This is a genomic window from Psychrobacter pasteurii (assembly GCF_900162815.1).
Classification (GTDB): domain Bacteria; phylum Pseudomonadota; class Gammaproteobacteria; order Pseudomonadales; family Moraxellaceae; genus Psychrobacter; species Psychrobacter pasteurii.
In genome coordinates this window covers 1-20050 of the sequence record NZ_FUGD01000021.1, presented here as the reverse complement: position 1 = coordinate 20050, position 20050 = coordinate 1, and the positions used below count along the sequence as shown (strand labels likewise).

The window sequence follows — 20050 nt, the reverse complement described above, 5'->3', positions numbered from 1 at the left end:
TAATACAAATGCCCGTCTCTCCTCAGGCACAAAAGAAAAACCCAAACCTACCCGATACCTGGCAAGCTCGATTAATTGAGTGTCGTTATGAGGGTAAGACAAGACGATACATCACCTCTTTAGTAGATGATAAACGCTTTACTAAGGATAAAGTGGCACAGCTTTACTTGCAGCGCTGGGAGATCGAGATGGCTTTTAGGGAAATTAAGTCTGATTTACAGCAGGGGCTGTTGTTAAGAAGTAAGCTGCCACAGCTTGTGTTACAAGAGTTCTGGGGACTTATGATTGCTTATAATCTGATAAGACGTTTGATGCGCTATATGGCCCTTAGAGCTAAGGTTAGCCCTCTACGAATTAGCTTCCATATGGCGTCTATTACGATTGTTGATCTGTTACGGTTTGCGCCTTTACAGGCTGCAGGACTCTTCCCTAAGTTGTTAGATGCAGTTTTAGAGGAAGGAAAATTGTTTGTTATTCCTGAACGTAGAAAGCGATCTTGCCCGAGGGTGGTTAAGGGGAAACCACAAAAATATCCCAAAAAAAATACCAGTCAGCCTTAACTGACTGGCATTACCCAATAGGACGCTTTTTTCTTACCATAATGTTTTAATTAGTTACTCTTAATTACTGTAGTATTTATACAGCATCAGAGTCAGCCGTAACGTTACTGCTTCTCAGCACCGAATGTACCTTGGAATTTAGTGCCTGTACCAGCAACCGTACCCTTACCCCCTTCAACTGAAGCATCTTGGTAAACACCGCCTAAGAACTTAGCCTCTTCACCATAGAAGCCGCCAGCCGTGTCGATACCATTCACATTACCTGCGAAGGTATTACCATCAATGGTTGCTTCAATGCCAATCTTATTACCTTCTGGCATATATTTGAAGTTGCCGTCAAAGGCAAGCTCACCTTTCACTGAGTTGTTCACAAAGTCGACATCGAAGTTTGATGTCCCATTAACAGGCGCTGTATTGGCATTGTCTGCCAGATGGATATTCTCAATATAGGTGGCTACCCCTGTGTATTGAGCTTTACCTTCATTAACCTCTTTTAGCGCATCCATGGCTTCTGCCGCTGTCAAATAGCCTTGAACATAGACATTGGCTGCACGTGACACGTCACCGGCTGCCGAGTCGAAGTTACCGTAAACGTGGCCCACTTGCATTTGCTGATCGAAGTTTTTATAAACCGAGTTGTAATTGAAAGTGGGGTTGAAGGTACCTTTACCCGCATCTACCTTAACTTTGCCTGATTGCTTTAATGACACCTCAATAGGCTTAAGTACTGTGTCAGGTTTTACCATGTCCCCACGTACCACGCCTTTATCAAAGCTCTTGAAGTTGTCACCTTTGCGATTATCTACGGGTACCAAGTTACCGTCTTTATCCACTGTGCTATCAAAGTCAGACTGGTCATCACGAATTTCGACATAGCCAATAGCGTTATCTAGCTTCCCTAAGCCAAATGGCAATGTTTTTTCTTTACTACTTAGAGCCGTAGATTGGAAGCCGGTCATATCTGATTCCACAGTAGGTAGCTGCGGCTCACTAGGAATGTCAGAGTCTTTATTGTCTACTTTACTGGCACCAAAGGTCCCTTGGAATGTCGTACCCTCACCTTTTTTCTTCGCACCACCGCCGGTAGTTAGAGCTTGTTGATAAACCCCGCCTAAAAGCTGGGCGTCCTCACCATAAAAACCACCTGCCGTATCAATATCGCCTAGCTTACCAGCGAAGGTATTACCGGTAATATCTGCCTTAATGTTAATCTTATTACCTTCTGGCATGTACTTATATTCGCCAGTATTAAGCGCCAGCTCCCCTTCAAGATTAGCATTGATAAAATCAACGTCAAAGGTAGAAGTACCATCCACTACAGGCCCAGCACGCTTCCCATCTTTTAGATGTAGGTTTTCCATATAAGTGGCAACGCCCTTATACTGCACCTTGCCATCGTTAATCTCACTGTCTACTTTATATTGCGCCAAATCTTTCATGTACTGCATGTCATCAAGATGGGTAGCATTACCTTGAACATGGACGTTAGACAGACGGCCTGGCGTGATATTTGTCCAGCGCACTTTAGGATCACCCAAGACATGACCTATTTGCATTTGGCCATCGAAATCTTTGTAGATAGACTGATATTCAAAGTCTCTTCTTAAGATGCGGCCCAGTTTGATTAATGTCTTATCGCTATGCTGCATAAAACCATTGCCATAGCTGGTATCCGCATCTCCCGTTAAATTGACATCGACTGCGGCATAATATTCTCTAGAGTCCGTTTCATTGGCTCGCATAGACAGCTCATCATAACTGCCCGTCTTATTATCACGAATAGCACCATAATGTATGCTTGGGCCAATCAAGTTATCGTTACTCAGTGCACTGCTGTGGAAACCGGTCACTTTTGAGTCAGCAGCCACATCAGGATTGGCTACAGGGTCAAGTGTCTTAGTGGTTTTACTTGCGCCAAATGTACCTTGGAAAGTGGTCCCTTCTCCTGGAGCGCCACCCTCTCCACCTGGCGTCAACGCTTGCTGATAAATACCGCCTAACAGACGACCATCTTCTCCATAGAATCCACCCGCGGTATCAATACCCTCATAATTCCCCTTGAAGGTATTGCCGCTGATGTCTGCCTTGATACCAATTTGATTGCCCTCAGGCATATACTTGTAATCGCCCTCTTGGAAACTTAGCGTTCCCTCAAGCAGAGCTTTAACAAAATCAACATTAAATTCTGAAGTACCATTCACAACAGGGCTGCTTTGCTGACCATCTTTAAGATGTAAGTTCTCCATATAGGTCGCATCACCTGTGTATTGAACCACACCTTCACTTAGATTGGTGTCTTGATGATGCTGTGCCCAGCCTTGTAGGAAATCAATATCTGCCTCATCTGTGGCGTTCCCTTGTACGTAGACATTCGATAAGCGATATTCATCGACGTTTATTAGCGGGGCTTTTAGATCACCATGAACATGACCAATTTGCATTTGATCATCGAAGTTTTTGTAGGTGGTGGTGTAATCCATACGGCGTTTTCTTGAGATAACTCCGCCAGAACCTTGACCCGATACTTCTACGTACCCTTCATTTTGCTTAAACCCATTGCCAATATCTTTATCATCCGAACCCGTTACCTCAATTTGAATCGGGGCATCAGTGGCTAACTTAGAGGCAACTTGATCCGCTCGAACAGCGATTTGGTCATAACTGTCTGAATCATTTTCTAGAATCTCGGTGTAACGAATGCTGGTACCTGTTCTTTTACCAATGGTATTACTTTGAAATCCGGTTAAGTTGGATTGTGCAGCAACATCAGGATTGACAGGTACAGTTGGCTGAGCGTTTTCTTCAGCGTAGGCGCTAACAGAGGCAAAAATAACAGAGGTTAATAAAACCACACTGGGCTTTAGAGGGGTTGAGATGTTTTTTGTTGGATAGGTGGGCAAAGATGGCTTTTGAAGTGACATTAAACTTCCTCCATGAAGATAAAAATACATTCCAATTTTGTTACTAATACTTAACAAGCGACAACAAATACTTATATTATCGATATTGACAAAAAAGTTAACTTATTAAACAGACTTATCAGTGAAATAATTAAACGTAGCTGAAGTTTTTAATAAACCCAAAAAAAAGCGCCCCTTTTGGGACGCTTTTTCTTAAATTAACTTGCTATAACTTTTATTTAGCTGGTTGCTTCTCAGCACCAAACGTACCTTGGAACTTAGTTCCTGTACCTGGACCTTGACCTTTACCGCCTTCAACTGAAGCGTCTTGGTAGATACCGCCTAAGAACTTAGCATCTTCACCATAGAAGCCACCTGCGGTATCGATACCATTCACATTACCTGCGAAGGTATTACCATCGATGGTCGCTTCAATGCCAATCTTATTACCTTCTGGCATATATTTGAAGTCACCGTCAAAGGCAAGCTCACCTTTCACTGAGTTATTAACGAAATCAACATCGAAGCTTGATGTACCCTCAACTGGTTTAAACGATCCGCTATCACCTAAGTGAATGTTCTCGATGTAAGTCGCTTGACCTGCATACGATGCTTTACCCTCATTAACTTGCTTTAAGTAGTCGATGTCTTCTTGAGCCGTTAAGTGGCCTTGAACATAAACGTTAGCAACACGTGAAACGTCACCAACAACACCAGAGTTAATCACACCATACACGTGCCCAACTTGCATTTGAGAGTCAAAGTTCTGATACACAGCATTATATTTAAAGTCTGGATTCAAGAAGCTTCCTAAGCCGGCATTAACTTTAACTGTTCCATTCTTTGCCTGTAAGTTAACAGCGATTGGATCTATAACACTGGCTGGTTGCACCATATCACCACGAACGACACCTTTGTCAAAGGCAGTGAAGTTATTTCCTTTACGGTTATCGATAGGTACTTCTGATTCTATACCATCAGCACTGGTTATCGTCTCAGTATCAGTGAAATCTGATGCATCATCACGGATAGCGACATAGCCGATAGCATCTTCAAATTTCTTAAATCCAGATGAGTTGGCTTCAAGACTACTAAATGCGCTCGACTGGAAACCTGTCATTTCACTATCAGGATCTACGTCTGGGTTAACAGGTGCGTTTGGATCTTCTGGTTCAGTTACTGGCTTAACTCTTTCAGCACCGTAAGTACCTTCAGCGCCATTACCCTCGTAGACACCACCTAGGTAGTCAGCACCTTTACCAAAGAATCCGCCAGACGTATTGATACCGTTAACATTACCAGCAAACTTATTACCGTCTATATCTGCAGCAATAGTAATATTTTTACCAGCATTGAAGGTTAATGTGCCGTCAACTGATTTGTTAACAAAATCAACATCAAACTTCGACTTACCATTGACATCAAGCTTAGCACCTTCTTTATAAGTCGCTACACCAGTGTATTTAGCTGTACCATCTGTGGTTTCTTTGCCGTCAGCCAGTTTTTGCAAATCACCTAAGTTGGTTGCATTGCCTTTAACATACACATTAGCAAGCTCATCTCTATCATAGGTTCTTCTGACCTTACCTGACACATGACCGATCTGCATCTGATCATCAAAGTTATTGTAAACAGAAGTATAGTTATATTTACTTTGAACTGGCGTTCCAAGTGCGTTTTTACCTAGTACAGCAACTGACCCTGTATGTGACTTAAAGCCATTCTGTAAGCTCGTATCATTTGCGCCTTTTAAGTCAACCACAATTGGAGAGGCAATGATATTCTCATTCAGTTCATGAGTACGTAATACTAACTTGTCATAGCCTGTTGCATAACTATCAACAAGGTGCTGCTTATCGTCATATCTTGTATGTTGTACACCTGAGATTGCAGAGTCTGGCTCATCAAACTGATTAGCTAGTTCCTCAGCTGCATCGGCTCTTGCTTGAGCTTCTTCTGCTGCTGCTTCTGCTTCCGCTTTAGCAATCAGAGCGTCTTGCTTCTCTTTATTAGCCGTCTCAGTATCTTTAGCTGCTTGCTCAGCAGCTGCTCTCGCTTTTTCTGCTTCCGCTTTAGCTGCATCTGCTGCTGTATTAGCTTCAGCAACTAACTTGTCTGCTTCGGCTTTAGCATCACCAATGGCTTTGTCCGCTGCATTTTTTGCATCTATAGCGGCTTGCTCTGCAGCTTGCTGAGCTTTTTCGGCTGTAGCTTGTGCTTCTTTGGCTGCAGCCTCAGCGGCTTGTGCTTTAGTAGCAACTTCTTCTGCTGCCTTCTGTGCTTCTTCTGCCAAGCGTGCTCTTTCTAACGCTGATTCTAACGCACTTTCACCATCACCAGCATTTTTTAAGGCTTCCTGTGCTTTCTCTAAAGCTTCTTGAGCTTTAGCTGCATCCGCTTTCGCTTTGTCTGCAGCGGCTTGAGCTGCATCCGCCTTAGCTTGTTCTACTGCAATTGCTTCTTGAGCTGCTTTAGCTGCTGCTTGTGCCTCTGCTGCTGCTTTTTCTGCTGCTGTTTGAACGTCAGATTTAGCACCGTAAGTACCTTGAGCACCATTACCTTCGTATACACCACCTAGATACTGAGCATCACCACCGTAGAAACCACCCTCAGTTGCATAGCCTGCATTGTCTGCTGCAGCACCTGAGAATTGGTTACCATCAATGCCTGCTTTCAGTGCGATGTCACCTGCTTTAGCAAAGCTTAATTTACCTTCTAGATTTTTATTAACAAAGTCTGCGGTAAATACTGATGAACCAAACTCAATGGCATTACCAAGGCCTAGCTTACGATGGGTCGCATCACCGGTATAACCAACTGTACCTTCGGTGGTTGGCATATTGTCAGCTTGGGTTGCATTACCAACAACGGCCACACCATCTACCGGAATTTTTGTTTCGCCAAGGCTAGCTGCTCCATCAATGTGACCGATGCGCATGTCATCGCCATAGTCTTTATAGACTGAGGTATATTCAAGTGGTAGTTCACCTAAACTAGTTTTAATAGATGTCGAGTCATTGTGACTCATAAGACCATTGCTAAGCGCCCTATCACCTTCGCCTGAGATATTGACATTCACTTTGGGTAATAGGTTATTAGAGGCAATATCAGCACGGGCAATGACATTGTCTTTACCGATATCAAAGTCACGTGTGGTCACAGCAAAATCTTCTGGTAACCCAGCTGCTGTTGTACCGACATTGATAGTTTGCACGCCTGACTTATCTGCTTCTGGCTCATTCTTAATCTTAGCTGCTTCGGCTGCATCAGTCGCTGCTTGTAGTGCTGCTTGAGCATCTTCAACTTGCTTCTGTGCCGCTGCAAGGGCTTCTTCTGAAGCTTTTTGGGCTGCTGCCGCTTTCTCATTAGCTGCTTTTAAAGCTGCATCTCTACGATCCACTTCTGCTTGTAGCGCTTCTGTGTTACCGCCGCCACTTGCTAAAGCATCAGCTAAGGCTTGTTCTGCTTCTTCTAAAGCTTTTTGTGCATCCGCTAATTCTGATTTAGCGGTTTCTGCTTCTTTCTGAGCTGCTTCTGCTTTAGCTTTCTCATCAGCAGCTAACTTGTTAGCAGCGTCTGCATCTTTCTGCGCTTGTAGCGCATCTGCTTCTGCTTGTTCTTTCTGTTTGTTCGCTTCAGCAACTAAAGCATCTGCATCTGTCTTCGCTTTTTCAGCAGCTTTTTTGGCTGCATCAGCTTCGGCTCTGGCTGTCTGAGCAGCTTCATTAGCAGCGTCAGTTTCTGCTTTGGCTTCAGCTACTAATTTCTCAGCTTCAGCTTTAGCTTCACCCACTGCTTTATCGGCTGCGGCTTGTGCAGCTGCTTGTGCTTTCTCTGCAGCGGCTTTGGCTTCTTCAGCAGCCTTTTGTGCTGCTTGGGCTTTGGCTGCTAGATCTTCGGCTGCAGCTTGTGCAACTTCTGCGGCTTCTGCACGAGCTAGGGCGTCAGCTAAACCACCGTCTCCTCCTTCACCAGCGTTGTCTAGATTCTCTTGTGCTTTTTCTAATGCTGCTTTTGCTTTTTCAGCATCGGCTTGAGCTTTCTCTGCGGCCGCTTTAGCTGCCTCTGCTTTAGCTTGCTGCTCTGCAATCGCTGCTTGCGCTGCGTCTGCTGCCTTCTTAGCATCTACAGCTGCTTTTTCTGCTGCTGTTTGTGCATCAGATTTAGCACCATAAGTACCTTGAGCACCATTACCTTCGTAAACACCACCTAGGTATTGCGCATCACCACCGTAGAAACCACCCTCAGTTGCATAACCATTGTTAGCATCTGCAGCACCTGAGAATTGGTTACCATTAATACCGGCTTTAAGAGCAATGTCACCTGCTTTAGCAAAGCTTAATTTACCTTCTAGATTTTTCTTAACAAAGTCTGCGGTAAATACTGATGAACCAAATTCAATGGCATTACCAATACCTAGCTTACGATGCGTTGCATCACCGGTGTAACCAACCGTACCTTCTGTTGGCATGTTCTCAACTTTGGTTGCATTACCAACAACGGCAGCTCCGTTAACTGGCAATTCAAGACCACTAAACACCGCTTTACCATCAATATGGCCAATGCGCATGTCATCGCCAAAGTCTTTGTAGGTTGAGGTGTAAGTTAATGGTAGCTCTTGACCTAAAGCACCAACAGTCGCATTATCATCATGCGCTTTAAAGCCGTTGCTACCTTCAACGTCTGTGTCACCGTCACCTGATGTGGTGATAGTTAATTGACCTAATAGACCATCTCCAGCGCCTGGTGCTGATTCTGAAGCCAGATCAGCACGTGCAACCACGCTGTTGTCATCGGCGCTAAAGTCACGAGTGGTTGTCTTAAAGACTTTACCTAGAGGTACAACATCAACATTCAATGTCTGTACACCGCTCTTCGCTGACTCAGGTGCATTCTTAATCTCAGCCGCTTTAGCCGCGTCATTCGCCGCTTGCAAGGCATCTTGAGCATCTTGAGCTTGCTTCTCAGCGGCTGCAATAGCATCTGCTGCTGCTTGTTGGGCTGCTGCTGCCTTCTTATTGGCTGCATCAAGTGCTGCTTGTCTACGATCTACTTCTGCTTGTAGCGCTTCTGGATCACCACCGCCACTTGCTAGGGCATCAGCTAAAGCTTGCTCTGCTTCTACTAAAGCTTTTTTTGCATCCGCTAACTCTGATTTAGCCGTTTCTGCTTCTTTTTGAGCAGCTTCTGCTTTCGCTTTTTGAGCTGCCGCTTCTGCTTTAGCCTTTTCTAACTCAGCTTTGATTTCATCAAGGTCATCGGTATTCGATCCAGTTTCGCCGCCGTCAGTTTCACCGCCGTCAGTTTCACCGCCGTCAGTTTCAGGAGCAGTAGGTATGTCTGTAGAATCTGAGTAATAAGATTTTGATCCGCTATCAGAGCCACAAGAAGCAAGGATTACGGTTGTGAGGAGAACCACGCTAGCCTTTAGCGGAGTTTTTAATTTTTTGGCAGTAGATAAAGTTGTATTGGTTAATACAGAATGACTGATAGGTGACATTCGTCTTCCTCCATGAAGATTTAATATATTCCGTTGATCATCTAGTTGCTAGGTACAACTATTTGGGTGTGTATAGATAAACAAATTTGATACGAAAAGTCAATAAATTTAAGTTTGTTAAATACTTTATTAACTTTAAAAACAACGATGTAATATTCTTAAGCTTTAAAAAGCGCCCCTTTTGGGACGCTTTTTCTTAAATTAACTTGCTATAACTTTTATTTAGCTGGTTGCTTCTCAGCTCCGAATGTACCTTGGAAGGTTGTACCCTCACCTGGTTGAGCACCCTTACCACCGCGTTCTATGGCTTGTTGATAAACACCACCTAAGAACTGAGCATCTTCTCCATAGAAACCACCTGCAGTATCGATGCCATCAACATTACCTGCAAATGTATTGCCTGTAATATCAGCATTAATTGCAACCTTACCAGTTGGGTTGTACTTCAAATCACCCTCAAAAGTAAGCTCACCTTTAACTGAATCATTAATGAAATCAACATCAAACTGAGAAGTACCATCTACAACTGGTCCACCACGTGTGCCATCTTTTAGATGTAGATTTTCCATATAAGTGGCAACACCTGTATAAGAAACTGTGCCGTCATTAATATTATTATCAATATTATATTGAGCCAGCTCTTTCATGTACTTCATATCTTCAAGATTAGTCGCGTTACCTTGAACGAATACAGTAGACACACGTGCTAAGTCACCCAAGAAACTTTGGTTAGGATCACCATAAATATGACCAATCTGCATTTGAGAATCAAAGTTTTTATATACAGAAGAATAGTTCAGATCTAATGCAACAGGTCCTTGCACTTTAGTAGATTCGGTATGAAGTTTAAATCCATTACCGTAATCAGTGTCTGAATCACCACTAATATTTATCTCAACCTTTTCTTTTACAGAATCCGGCTTAGTCATATCAGCACGTACAGTCACCTTATCATAACTGGTAAAGTTATCACCTTGACCATTATCAATAGGTACTACTGCGCCATCTACTGTCTTTGTTTCCGTATAATCAGATTTATCATTACGAATTTCAGCGTAACCAATGGCATCATCTGTAAAGGTACCGTCCTTACTGCTTAGTGTGTTGCTTTGGAATCCTGTTAAATCTGTTTCAGGTTCGTGCTTCTCATTTACAGGTGGCTCTGGAATCGGTTCTGGTTCTGGCTCAGGTTCAGGATTTGTAGGCAGTTCTGAAGGGTTATTATAATACGATTCCCAACTACTATCAGAACCACAAGAGGCAAGAATTACAGTAGTAAGTAAAACGACACTAGCTTTTAGTGGAGTTTTTAATCTTTTAGTAGTAGAGCTGGTTAGTACAGAATGGCTGTTAGGTGACATTGCTCTTCCTCCATGAAGAATTAATATATTCCATTGATCCTGTAACTGCTATAAGCAGCTACTTAGGTGTATACAGATACACAAATATAATATGGAAAGTCAATGCGCTTAAGTTTGCTAAACATACAATTAAGTTTAAAAGTAACAGTATAGTTCTCTTGAAATTAAAAAAGCGCCCCAGTTGGGACGCTTTTTTTATATAAAAATTACTTCTGATTTATTCAGGTAGCTCCATTTCTGCACCGAAGGTACCTTGAGCACCATTACCTTGGTAAATACCACCTAGGTATTGAGCGTCACCGCCGTAGAAACCACCTTCAGTATTGTAGCCCCCGTTAGCGTCTGCTGCACCTGAGAATTTATTACCATCAATACCCGCTTTAAGAGCAATGTCACCTGCTTGGGCAAAGCTTAATTGGCCCTCTAGGTTTTTAGCAACAAAGTCTGCAGTAAATGCTGATGACCCAAATTCAATGGATTTGTCTAAACCAAGCTCACGGTATGTCGCATCACCTGAGTAACTAATCATACCTTCTGTTGGCATATTCTCAACTTTGGTTGCGTTACCAACAATCGTTACCCCATCTACTGGTAAGGTTGTACTCAGTAGTGCAACTTCAGCACCGCCATGGATATGACCAATGTGCATATAATCACCAAAGTCCTTGTACACTGAGCTATACGCTAATGGTAAAGTCTGACCTAGTGCAGCAACAGTAATCTCTGTATTGTCTTTATGCTCTTTGAAACCATTGTCCAACTCTGCATCGCCTGCTGCTGAGGTTATAACATTAACTTTTGGTAATAAACCTGGCTTGTCAGGCGTTTGTGGGTTTTGTGAGGCTAAATCTGCTCGGGCTTCAATCACAGAGCCATCTTCATTGACAGTAAAGTCACGCGTTGTTTTATTAAACACACCAAGAGAACCAGCATTAACGTTTAATGACTGCGCGCCTGACTTACTGGCTTCAGGTTGGTTTGGTTCTGCCGGAGCCTCATCCTGCATTGCTCCATAAGTACCTTGAGCACCATTACCTTGGTAGACGCCACCTAAGTACTGAGCATCACCGCCGTAGAAGCCACCATCGGTTGTATAGCCATTATTTGCTTCTGCTGTACCTGAGAATTTATTACCCTCGATATCTGCTTTTAAACCAATATTACCAGCATTAGCAAACTCTAATTCACCACTAACTTCTTTAGCCACAAAGTCTGCAGTAAACGCTGATGAACCATACTCAATCTCGTTATCTAAACCAAGCTTGCGATATGTCGCATCACCGGTATAGCCAACAGTACCTTCGGTTGGTATGTTCTCAGCTTTGGTTGCATTACCAATCACAGCCACACCATCTACTGGTAATGTTGTACCCAGTAGTGCAACTTCAGCCCCACCATGAATATGGCCAATGCGCATATCATCGCCAAAGTCTTTATATGTTGAAGTATAAGCTAATGGTAAGGTCTGACCCAATGCAGCAACGGTAATCTCTGTATTGTCTTTATGCTCTTTGAAACCATTGTCTAACTCTGTATCACCTTCTGCTGAGGTTGTGATATCGACCTTTGGTAATAAACCTGGCTTGTCAGGCGTTTGTGGGTTTTGTGAGGCTAAGTCCGCTCGTGCTTCAATAACAGAGCCATCTTCACTAACACTGAACTCACGTGTTGTTTTATTGAACACACCTAATGAGCCAGCATTAATATTTAGTGATTGAACACCAGACTTATCGGCTTCAGGCTGATTTGGCTCTGTCGGATCTGTCGGATCTGTTGGTTCTGTAGGCTCTGTTGGATCTTTAATATTCGGAGCGGTAGATTCCAATGGATCACTTGGGCGGGTGCCATTAGGGTAATAAGCCTCAACTTTTACTTTCTGACCATCAGTTAAAGGAGTGTCTAGGCTAAATTCGAAGTTTCCCTTATCATCTGCTTCCGTAGAGCCAATTACGTTACCCGCCTCATCTTTAATCTTAATGATAGCGCCAGCCTCAGCTTGTCCACTAATCTTAGTACCATCTTCAGAGAAGTTAGCTGCTGTAGGTTTTTTGGGCTTATAAACAATATCAGAGCTACCAAAGACATCTTCTAGGTTGTATGACTGCTTTCCATTGGTACCACAAGCCGCCATTAACATAGCTGAGACCAGTACCACACTGGCTTTAAGTGGCATGTTGAGTTGTTTGGTAGTTTTACTATTGGTAATTGAATGGTCTTTAGCTGACATTCGTCTTCCTCCATGAAGGTATTAAATAATCCATTAATTCTACTGAACTTTGTACATCTTATAGGATGGCAGCAAGACAGATAGAAAGTTTTATCTATATCATTGAAATTATTACATAAAAGCTTGTTGTCAATATAATTTATAACAAATATAAGGATGGCTAACAAGCTTCTATTGCGTTTGTTGTAGCTGAAAATTTGACTCTATTTACTGTGATAAGACAGCTTAGCACCTAACACATAACCATCGTTATCTTGGAATTTACTCACGATACTATCGTTAGGTAACTTACCGGTAGCATCACCAAACTTCAAATACTTACCACCAGCAGAAATAGCCCATTCAGGAGTGATATTGTATTTAACCCCCCCACCGATACTGTAGTAACCCTCAACAGGACCTAAAGAACTGACTGGATCACCTGCACCAGAATCCCAGCCTACTACGACAGAGCCTGCTAATTTCTCATTGAATCTTTTAGCTAGACCAATATCAACTTTCCACTGATCATCTTTATAATCTAGTAAGGGTAGCCCGCCATCAACAGCGGCTTTAGAATAGGCATTATATAGTGGTGGTACGATACTGAAGTCACTCCAAGGCACCCAACGCACATCCAACGTGCCTAGTAATTGATGTTTAGCGCTTAGACCTGTTTCAAAGTTGAAGTTAACCGACTCAGGTGTAGTGACCTTAGCTCGAGCGTTCGCTCTTGGACTAACAGCTTTAGCAAGCTCGGAATTTGGATCAATTTCTAATTTTTCTAGAACCTTACCTTTCAAAAGTTCGTTTTCTAATAAAGGAATATACTCAGAAACTTTTGTTTTATGATCAATCTCTGAGCGATAAGTTAAATTGGCTTTTAGAGCAATCTCTGGCTTGCTATAACCGACACCAGCTACCCAACCAAAAGCAGTATCATGGTTTACGTTGGCATCATATCCGGACAATGGGCCGTAAGCAGTACCTCGTAGGTTAACTTTAGCTTCTACTTTCTGTAGTACAGGACCACCATAAATTTGGAAACCATCTGGTGATTTAAAGCCAACTAGTCCAGTCCAAGACTCAGTATGGAGTCTTACATTGGTTCCCGTATCATAGCCATCTTTATCTATATTTTCGTTGATAAATTCATTTGGTACTATCGAAGGAGGAACTATTTCCTCTTCCTCAGTTACAGGATTAATCCTTTTACCACCTGGATCTGCTAGAGTCAGTTCCCCTTTTTTAGAAACGAAAGCATTTTCACCCTCATATCTAACCTCAGCACCATAAGGCTCATCGTAAAAAAGACCCACACTAACCATGTCGTTAAGATCAGTCTTAACCCCATAACGCATAAAGCTATAGGCATCTTTCGAAATGTTCCCTGTAGAGTTACCTTTTACGTAGTCCGCTCCTGTTTTAGTAATATTTGCATAGTAATCTTTACCATCGATAGTAGCTAACTTACCAGCATTATCATGACCTGAAATATCAGTTTTTAGATAAGCAAAGTCGATTTCGGCATAGGTGCCATCATTAAAGAAGCCTTTAATATCCTGACCAGAACGGTCGATACCTGCAGCATGAGTAAGAGAAGCGACGGGAAGGGTTAAAAGAGCAAGCGTTAGCTTAGAGATAGGGAACTTTTGTGACATTTGAAATCCTCCATGAAAAATAATAGACACACAGTACCTATTGCTAGTAGCAAAGTTATCGATAAGGTGTCAGGCAGTCCGGTGCCAAGTATACTGGTTTCTTAAATATCCGATAGGTGTATTACAAATATGTAAGAGTTAGTAAATCGTGTAAATATCATAATCAAACTATTTCAAGATAGCAACCACTGTTTTACTAATTTATTCAAGGAGATAAAAAAAGAGGCAACCCATGGTCGCCTCCTTTTTAAACTAGCTTTAAGCGGTTACTTATCTTGATAAGATAGCTTAACACCCAGTGCAAAACCGTCGTTATCTTCGAAGTTGCCTACGATGTTATCGTTAGGGATTTTACCTTTGGCATCACCAAACATTAAGTATTTACCACCAGCTGAGACTGCCCAGTTTTTATTAAAGTCATATTTAGCACCTAAGCCAACACTGTAGTAACCTTCAATTGGACCTAGTGAAGTAACTGGGTCGCCCGCACCACTGTCCCAACCTACGGTACCAGATACAGCTAGATTATCAGCCACACGCTTAGCCAGACCTAGCTCAACTTGCCATTGGTCATCAGCATAATCAACTAAGTTTAGACCTTCAGGATAAACGCGCTTAGTAGATTGGTTGTAAACTGGTGGGGTAATCGCAAAGTCACTCCAGGGCACCCAGCGTACTTTAGCAGTTGCTAATGTGGTTGGGTTAATACCGGTTTGGAAGTCAAAGTTTACTGACTCTGGAGTCGTCACTTTCATTTTACTAACAGCACTTGATTCCTGACCAAGACGCTCTAGTAGAGGCATTGTTTCAGCAGCGTCTACGTTATGATCAATTTCAGAGCGGTAAGTTAATGCAGCCTTCAGGGCGATTTCAGGCTTACTGTATTGCAAACCTGCAACCCAACCATAATCGGTATCTGGATTAACATTTAAGTTATAGCCTGTCGCAGCTTCATAGCCCATACCACGCAGTTTAACATCAGCTTTTAAGCGCTGAGCGACTGGACCACCATAAACTTGAAACTCTTTGTTTTGACCAAACTTCATACCCACTAGACCAGTTAGGCTTTCGGTACGAACTTCAACCTTAGTCGCTTCACCTACAGTATTTGCTTCAACTTCAGCTGCTCCTAATACTGCACCTACCTGTGTAGCTTGAGCAACAAGCTCTTGAGGTGGCTGTTCACCTCGGGCGATAAACCCACCAATTTTCTCTTGAAGACTTGAATATGCCTGAGCAGCCTGACCTGCATTCTCAAATTGACCACCAGAAATATGATTTACTGATGCATTCACATCACCTTGAGAAACAAAAATATTGTTACCAGAGTAATCAGCAGCGGCACCCCAAGGCTCATCATATAACACACCGATACTGAAAGTATCGTCGATGTCTGTTTTTACACCATAGCGGAAGAAGTCATAGTCTTCAGCGATATCTTTGATCTTATTACCACGTACATCTTTACCAGTTACATCGGCATCAATATAGGTGTATACGGTTTCAGCATAGGTACCGTCTTGTAAAAAGGCAGAGATATCTTGGCCAGAACGGTCAAGACCGGCAGCAGAAGCAACGCTTGCAACAGATAAAGCAGCAACGGCAGTAACAAGAGGTTTAATAATAAAAGTAGAGCGCATTAACTTCTCCAAAATTCCATTTATAGGATGGGCACTAAGGTTTTATGATTAGGCTTTTCACGAAATGTGAAATCATAAAACAGAGGGATAGACACTAATTATTGTTGGGTTACATTTCAACCACTCAATAATTAATTACCGGCAATACTACTTAAAGAAGAAATAAATTGCAACACTTTGATATATTTATAATTATTTTCCACGCGAGCCCTTCTAACTTTTCATTAACTAACTTAAATCAGCTTTGAAGACATAATAAATCCTAAGCTGCGGCTATCAATAGTGTGGCGGTACTTCTGAAGCAGCATCAAAAGGCGCTATGCCTGAATCACTGACTCTATTTAATTGAACATACATTAGCTGCAACTGACGCTGCATATCTTGAATTTGCTTATCTTGTTTGGTAATCACTTGATCCAAACTGTCTACCGTGAGCTCTAAGTAGGCCACATTAGACTGTAAATCGGCTATTTGCTGCTTTAAGTGATGAAGACTCTCACCGGGGTTCTGTGCTGAATTTGACATGGATTTCTTCTGAATATATAGATAAAAGAGGATTAGGCCCTACCCTTGTACAAAACCTAATGACTTTAAACTCATGGCATTAAATAAGCCAAAAGGGAGGCCAAATACGATGACAGGTTATGATTCGCTGTCTGCGTGATATACTGTACTCAATTTTAACATGTAGTAGTTAAGAACATAACTTATAAAATAATGGTAATGATACATATATGGCACTTATTAATTTAAAAAACATCCACTTAGCCTTCGGTGTTGCTCCTATTCTTGATGGCATTGATCTTAGTATTGAAGCAGGAGAGCGCGTCTGTCTGATTGGACGCAACGGGGAGGGTAAATCCACTCTGTTTAAGCTTATTGATGGCAGAATCGTCCCGGACAGTGGTGAGGTCATCATTAATAGCAGTGTCAAAGTTGCCATGCTTGAGCAAGATGTACCAGAGACCAGTGGCCGTATCCTAGACATCGTTATGGGCGGTGACAAAAAGACTGCCGAGTTATTGATTGCTTATAATAAAAAAGCCGATGAGTGTGCTTCTGGGGACATGGACGCTTGTGAAGCCATGTCTAATCTTCAGCACGATATTGATGCGGCTCATGGCTGGGACTTAGAGCGTGAAGCCCGTCAAATTATTACTACCATGGGGCTAGATCCTGAAGATGACTTATCCTCCTTATCTGGTGGTCGTAAACGTCGGGTGCTACTGGCCCGCTCATTGGTGACCAAGCCGGATATTCTATTGCTTGATGAGCCAACTAACCACTTAGATGTAGCGAGTATTGAATGGCTAGAGCAGTTCTTAAAAGACTGGCAAGGACTGACCTTATTATTCGTTACCCACGATAGGGCTTTCGTTGATAAATTAGCCACTCGCATCATTGAGCTAGACCGTGGTCAGCTAACCAGCTATGACGTGACTCAAGGCGCTGGTGGTTATGCCCGTTATCAAGAATTAAAAGAGCAGCAACTGATTGCTGAAGAAAAAAACAATGCCAACTTCGATAAAAAACTGGCCCAAGAAGAAGTCTGGATTCGTCAAGGTATTAAAGCCCGCCGTACCCGCAATGAAGGTCGTGTGCGTGAATTAAAGCAACTGCGTGAAGAGCGCAGAAAACGCCGTGAGCAAGTGGGTAACGTCAACATCACCATGACGAGTGGAGATAAAAGCGGTAAGTTGGTCTGTAAAGTCAAAAACTTACACCTGGAATATGATGGTAACGTATTGGTAGACGACTTTAGCACTACTATTATCCGTGGGGATAAGATTGGTATTATTGGGCCGAATGGGGCAGGTAAAACCACACTTATTAAAGCCATTCTCGGTGAGTCAGATGACCAAGTTATCCAGCGTGGTACGGTTACTCTAGGCACCAACTTACAGATTGCCTTCTTTGATCAATTGCGCGACCAATTAGACTTAGAGGCTAGTGTGGCTCAAAACGTGTCTGAAGGCTCTGATTTCATCGAAGTTGGCGGTAAAAAGACTCACATCATGAGCTACTTACAAGATTTCTTGTTCGCACCAGAACGTGCCCGCACCCCAGTGAAGGCTTTATCAGGGGGTGAAAGAAACCGTGTCCTACTAGCGAAGCAACTATTAAAGCCTGCCAACATTATGGTACTCGATGAGCCGACCAACGACTTAGACATGGCAACACTTGAATTACTAGAAGAATCGGTAGCCAGCTTCGATGGCACCATTCTTCTGATTAGCCATGACCGTGCCTTTATGGACAACGTGGTCACCTCAACTTGGGTATTTGACCAAGATGAAGAAGGCAATGGCATTGTGAAAGAGTACGTGGGTGGCTATCAAGATTACTTAGTGCAAAAGCAGCGTGAAGACAGCTTTAATGCTAAAGCTGCAGCGACTGCCAAAGCCGATAACAGCAAAAAAGTAGAGAAAAAAGAGGCAGCCGCTACTGTAACTGCTGCTGACAAAGCGCCAACAGCCCCTAAACGTAAGCTTAGCTATAATGAGCAAAGAGAGCTTGATGAATTACCCAATCAAATCTCTAAGTTAGAAGAAGAACAAGCCGATCTTCAACAAAAACTGGCCGATGGTAGCTGGTTTACCACAGATTTAGAAGCTGCTACTGCTGCTAGTGAAAGACTGGCCGCGATAGATGAAGAGCTTATGATGAAGTTAGAGCGCTGGGATGAACTTGACAGCTAACGGCTGTCTTGTAGTTGCTGGTCTTACTGGTTACTGAGTAGTTACCTTCGGGTTAGTTGGATTAAAGTCGGCTGATCAACACAGCCGGCTGGCCTCACTCTGGTGAAATTTTATGAATACTCCCTCCTCTCCTACTGGCGGTCCTAAAAAACAGGAGTCTAACAAGATTCCTGTACAATCCTCCGTTCAGCACTATACGCCTCAAACAGGACCTAAGCCTGATTCGATTCAGGCCCCTGTAAATTCTCAACCTCCAAAGCCTATTCCTATCCCCAAAGGCATGCCCACCATTACCGAAAACCACAAGCAAACTTCTGTGGCAGAAAAAAAGCCTTTTAAACTGGCCTTTTTAGCGCCTAAGTACTGGGGGATTTGGCTGCTACTGGCTTTGGTATTGCCACTTATTTATTTGCCTTTACGAATCCAGTTTTGGATTGGGCGTAAGCTTGGCATAGCGCTTTATCACTTGGTAAAAAGTCGTAGAAATGACACCTTAGTTAATCTTGAGCTTGCCTTCCCAGAAAAGATGGCCGCAGACCGTGAGCTTATGGCCAAACAGGTCTTTGTTAATCAGGGTATCGGTGTATTTGAGACCTTGTGTGCTTGGTTTCGTCCCAATGTCTTTACCCGTACGGTTTCTATTTCTGGATTGCACCATTTGGTTGAGGCCAAAAAACAAGGCAAAGCGGTACTGCTACTAGGTGGCCATTACACCATGCTGGATTTGGGAGGCCGTTTATTTGCTCAATTCTCAGCCATTGACTGTGTTTACCGTCCACAAAATAACGAGCTGCTTGACTGGTTCATTTATAATGGCCGCCGTCATATCTTTGATGAACAGATTGACCATCACAATATGCGTAAACTGGTGAGTCGTATCCGAGAAGGCAGCGTGGTTTGGTATTCTCCCGATCAGGACTATGGGCTTAAGCATGGGGTGATGGCTCCTTTTTTTGGGGTGCCTGCTGCCACAGTAACTGCACCAAGACGACTGGCTCGTATGGGGGATAAGTCAAACCCGCCAGCCGTTATGGCACTGCATACTTATAGACAGACCCCAGATAATATTCCTCGGGGTAAGCGCCCACACTATCATCTTAGTATCACGCCTGCGTTAGAGGACTACCCTACCAAGGATGAAGTGGCCGATGCGACTCGTATTAATGAGGTTTTAGAAAGCTTGATTCGAATTGATCCTACCCAGTGGATGTGGTTCCATAAACGCTATAAGAATGGAGAGGAAGGTCGCACTTCCTACTACAACAAAAAAACATCTAGTAAATAGTTCTATTAATAAGTAGCGCTATTAATAAACGGTATAAAAGTAATAAACGGTATAAAAGATCTAGAACAAAAAAGACGCTTCTATAGATAGAAGCGTCTTTTTTTATACGGATAGATTATTATCAAAAGTCTTGCTGATTATACCAATTCCACAAAATAAGGTACAATACAACCAACTCAACAACATAATAGAATCATATGCCGAAAAAGACCCCTAGAAATCATAAACTCACAGACCA

The 20050-nt window shown here is 42.8% G+C and carries 10 protein-coding genes; 3 read left to right on the top strand and 7 right to left on the bottom strand.

The window, feature by feature from the left end; translation table 11 throughout:
* Nucleotides 1–560: transposase (locus A1232T_RS00225; protein WP_143513921.1), on the top strand; the 560-nt coding region annotated here is incomplete at its 5' end.
* A gap of 104 nt (nucleotides 561–664) precedes the next feature.
* Here the strand turns inward: A1232T_RS00225 and A1232T_RS13730 are convergent.
* The 7 genes from A1232T_RS13730 to A1232T_RS00190 all read right to left on the bottom strand — a co-directional run bounded on the left by A1232T_RS13730 (nucleotide 665) and on the right by A1232T_RS00190 (nucleotide 16353).
* Nucleotides 665–3481 (bottom strand): transferrin-binding protein-like solute binding protein, encoded by a 2817-nt coding sequence (locus A1232T_RS13730; RefSeq protein WP_167367011.1) that lies wholly within the window; start codon nucleotides 3479–3481, stop codon nucleotides 665–667.
* A 214-nt stretch (nucleotides 3482–3695) separates the two neighbouring features.
* A complete protein-coding gene (locus A1232T_RS00215) occupies nucleotides 3696–8960 on the bottom strand; it encodes a transferrin-binding protein-like solute binding protein (protein WP_077447484.1) in 5265 nt (1754 codons plus the stop codon).
* Nucleotides 8961–9178: 218 nt separating this feature from the next.
* Complete coding sequence (locus A1232T_RS00210; RefSeq protein WP_077447483.1) at nucleotides 9179–10321, bottom strand: transferrin-binding protein-like solute binding protein; 1143 nt, start codon at nucleotides 10319–10321, stop codon at nucleotides 9179–9181.
* Nucleotides 10322–10538: 217 nt separating this feature from the next.
* Nucleotides 10539–12548 (bottom strand): transferrin-binding protein-like solute binding protein, encoded by a 2010-nt coding sequence (locus A1232T_RS00205; protein WP_077447482.1) that lies wholly within the window; start codon nucleotides 12546–12548, stop codon nucleotides 10539–10541.
* A 203-nt stretch (nucleotides 12549–12751) separates the two neighbouring features.
* A complete protein-coding gene (locus A1232T_RS00200) occupies nucleotides 12752–14188 on the bottom strand; it encodes an outer membrane protein transport protein (protein ID WP_077447481.1) in 1437 nt (478 codons plus the stop codon).
* A gap of 266 nt (nucleotides 14189–14454) precedes the next feature.
* Nucleotides 14455–15828 (bottom strand): OmpP1/FadL family transporter, encoded by a 1374-nt coding sequence (locus A1232T_RS00195; protein ID WP_077447480.1) that lies wholly within the window; start codon nucleotides 15826–15828, stop codon nucleotides 14455–14457.
* A gap of 276 nt (nucleotides 15829–16104) precedes the next feature.
* Nucleotides 16105–16353: a SlyX family protein gene (locus A1232T_RS00190; RefSeq protein WP_077447479.1), complete on the bottom strand. Its 249-nt coding sequence runs from the start codon at nucleotides 16351–16353 to the stop codon at nucleotides 16105–16107.
* A gap of 209 nt (nucleotides 16354–16562) precedes the next feature.
* Between A1232T_RS00190 and A1232T_RS00185 the strand changes: the two genes are divergently transcribed.
* Together A1232T_RS00185 and A1232T_RS00180 are read left to right on the top strand one after the other, a co-directional pair.
* Entirely contained in the window at nucleotides 16563–18527 is a 1965-nt protein-coding gene (locus A1232T_RS00185) for an ATP-binding cassette domain-containing protein (protein WP_077447478.1), read from the top strand.
* A 280-nt stretch (nucleotides 18528–18807) separates the two neighbouring features.
* Nucleotides 18808–19812: an LpxL/LpxP family acyltransferase gene (locus A1232T_RS00180; RefSeq protein ID WP_208606890.1), complete on the top strand. Its 1005-nt coding sequence runs from the start codon at nucleotides 18808–18810 to the stop codon at nucleotides 19810–19812.
* Nucleotides 19813–20050: the final 238 nt, after the last annotated feature.

What these genes read in the sequence shown, in the direction of transcription:
- A1232T_RS13730 (WP_167367011.1), bottom strand. Translation starts at nt 3,481, where the DNA reads ATGTCACTTCAAAAGCCATCTTTGCCCACCTATCCAACAAAAAACATC.
- A1232T_RS00215 (WP_077447484.1), bottom strand. Translation starts at nt 8,960, where the DNA reads ATGTCACCTATCAGTCATTCTGTATTAACCAATACAACTTTATCTACT.
- A1232T_RS00210 (WP_077447483.1), bottom strand. Translation starts at nt 10,321, where the DNA reads ATGTCACCTAACAGCCATTCTGTACTAACCAGCTCTACTACTAAAAGA.
- A1232T_RS00205 (WP_077447482.1), bottom strand. Translation starts at nt 12,548, where the DNA reads ATGTCAGCTAAAGACCATTCAATTACCAATAGTAAAACTACCAAACAA.
- A1232T_RS00200 (WP_077447481.1), bottom strand. Translation starts at nt 14,188, where the DNA reads ATGTCACAAAAGTTCCCTATCTCTAAGCTAACGCTTGCTCTTTTAACC.
- A1232T_RS00195 (WP_077447480.1), bottom strand. Translation starts at nt 15,828, where the DNA reads ATGCGCTCTACTTTTATTATTAAACCTCTTGTTACTGCCGTTGCTGCT.
- A1232T_RS00190 (WP_077447479.1), bottom strand. Translation starts at nt 16,353, where the DNA reads ATGTCAAATTCAGCACAGAACCCCGGTGAGAGTCTTCATCACTTAAAG.
- A1232T_RS00185 (WP_077447478.1), top strand. Translation starts at nt 16,563, where the DNA reads ATGGCACTTATTAATTTAAAAAACATCCACTTAGCCTTCGGTGTTGCT.
- A1232T_RS00180 (WP_208606890.1), top strand. Translation starts at nt 18,808, where the DNA reads ATGCCCACCATTACCGAAAACCACAAGCAAACTTCTGTGGCAGAAAAA.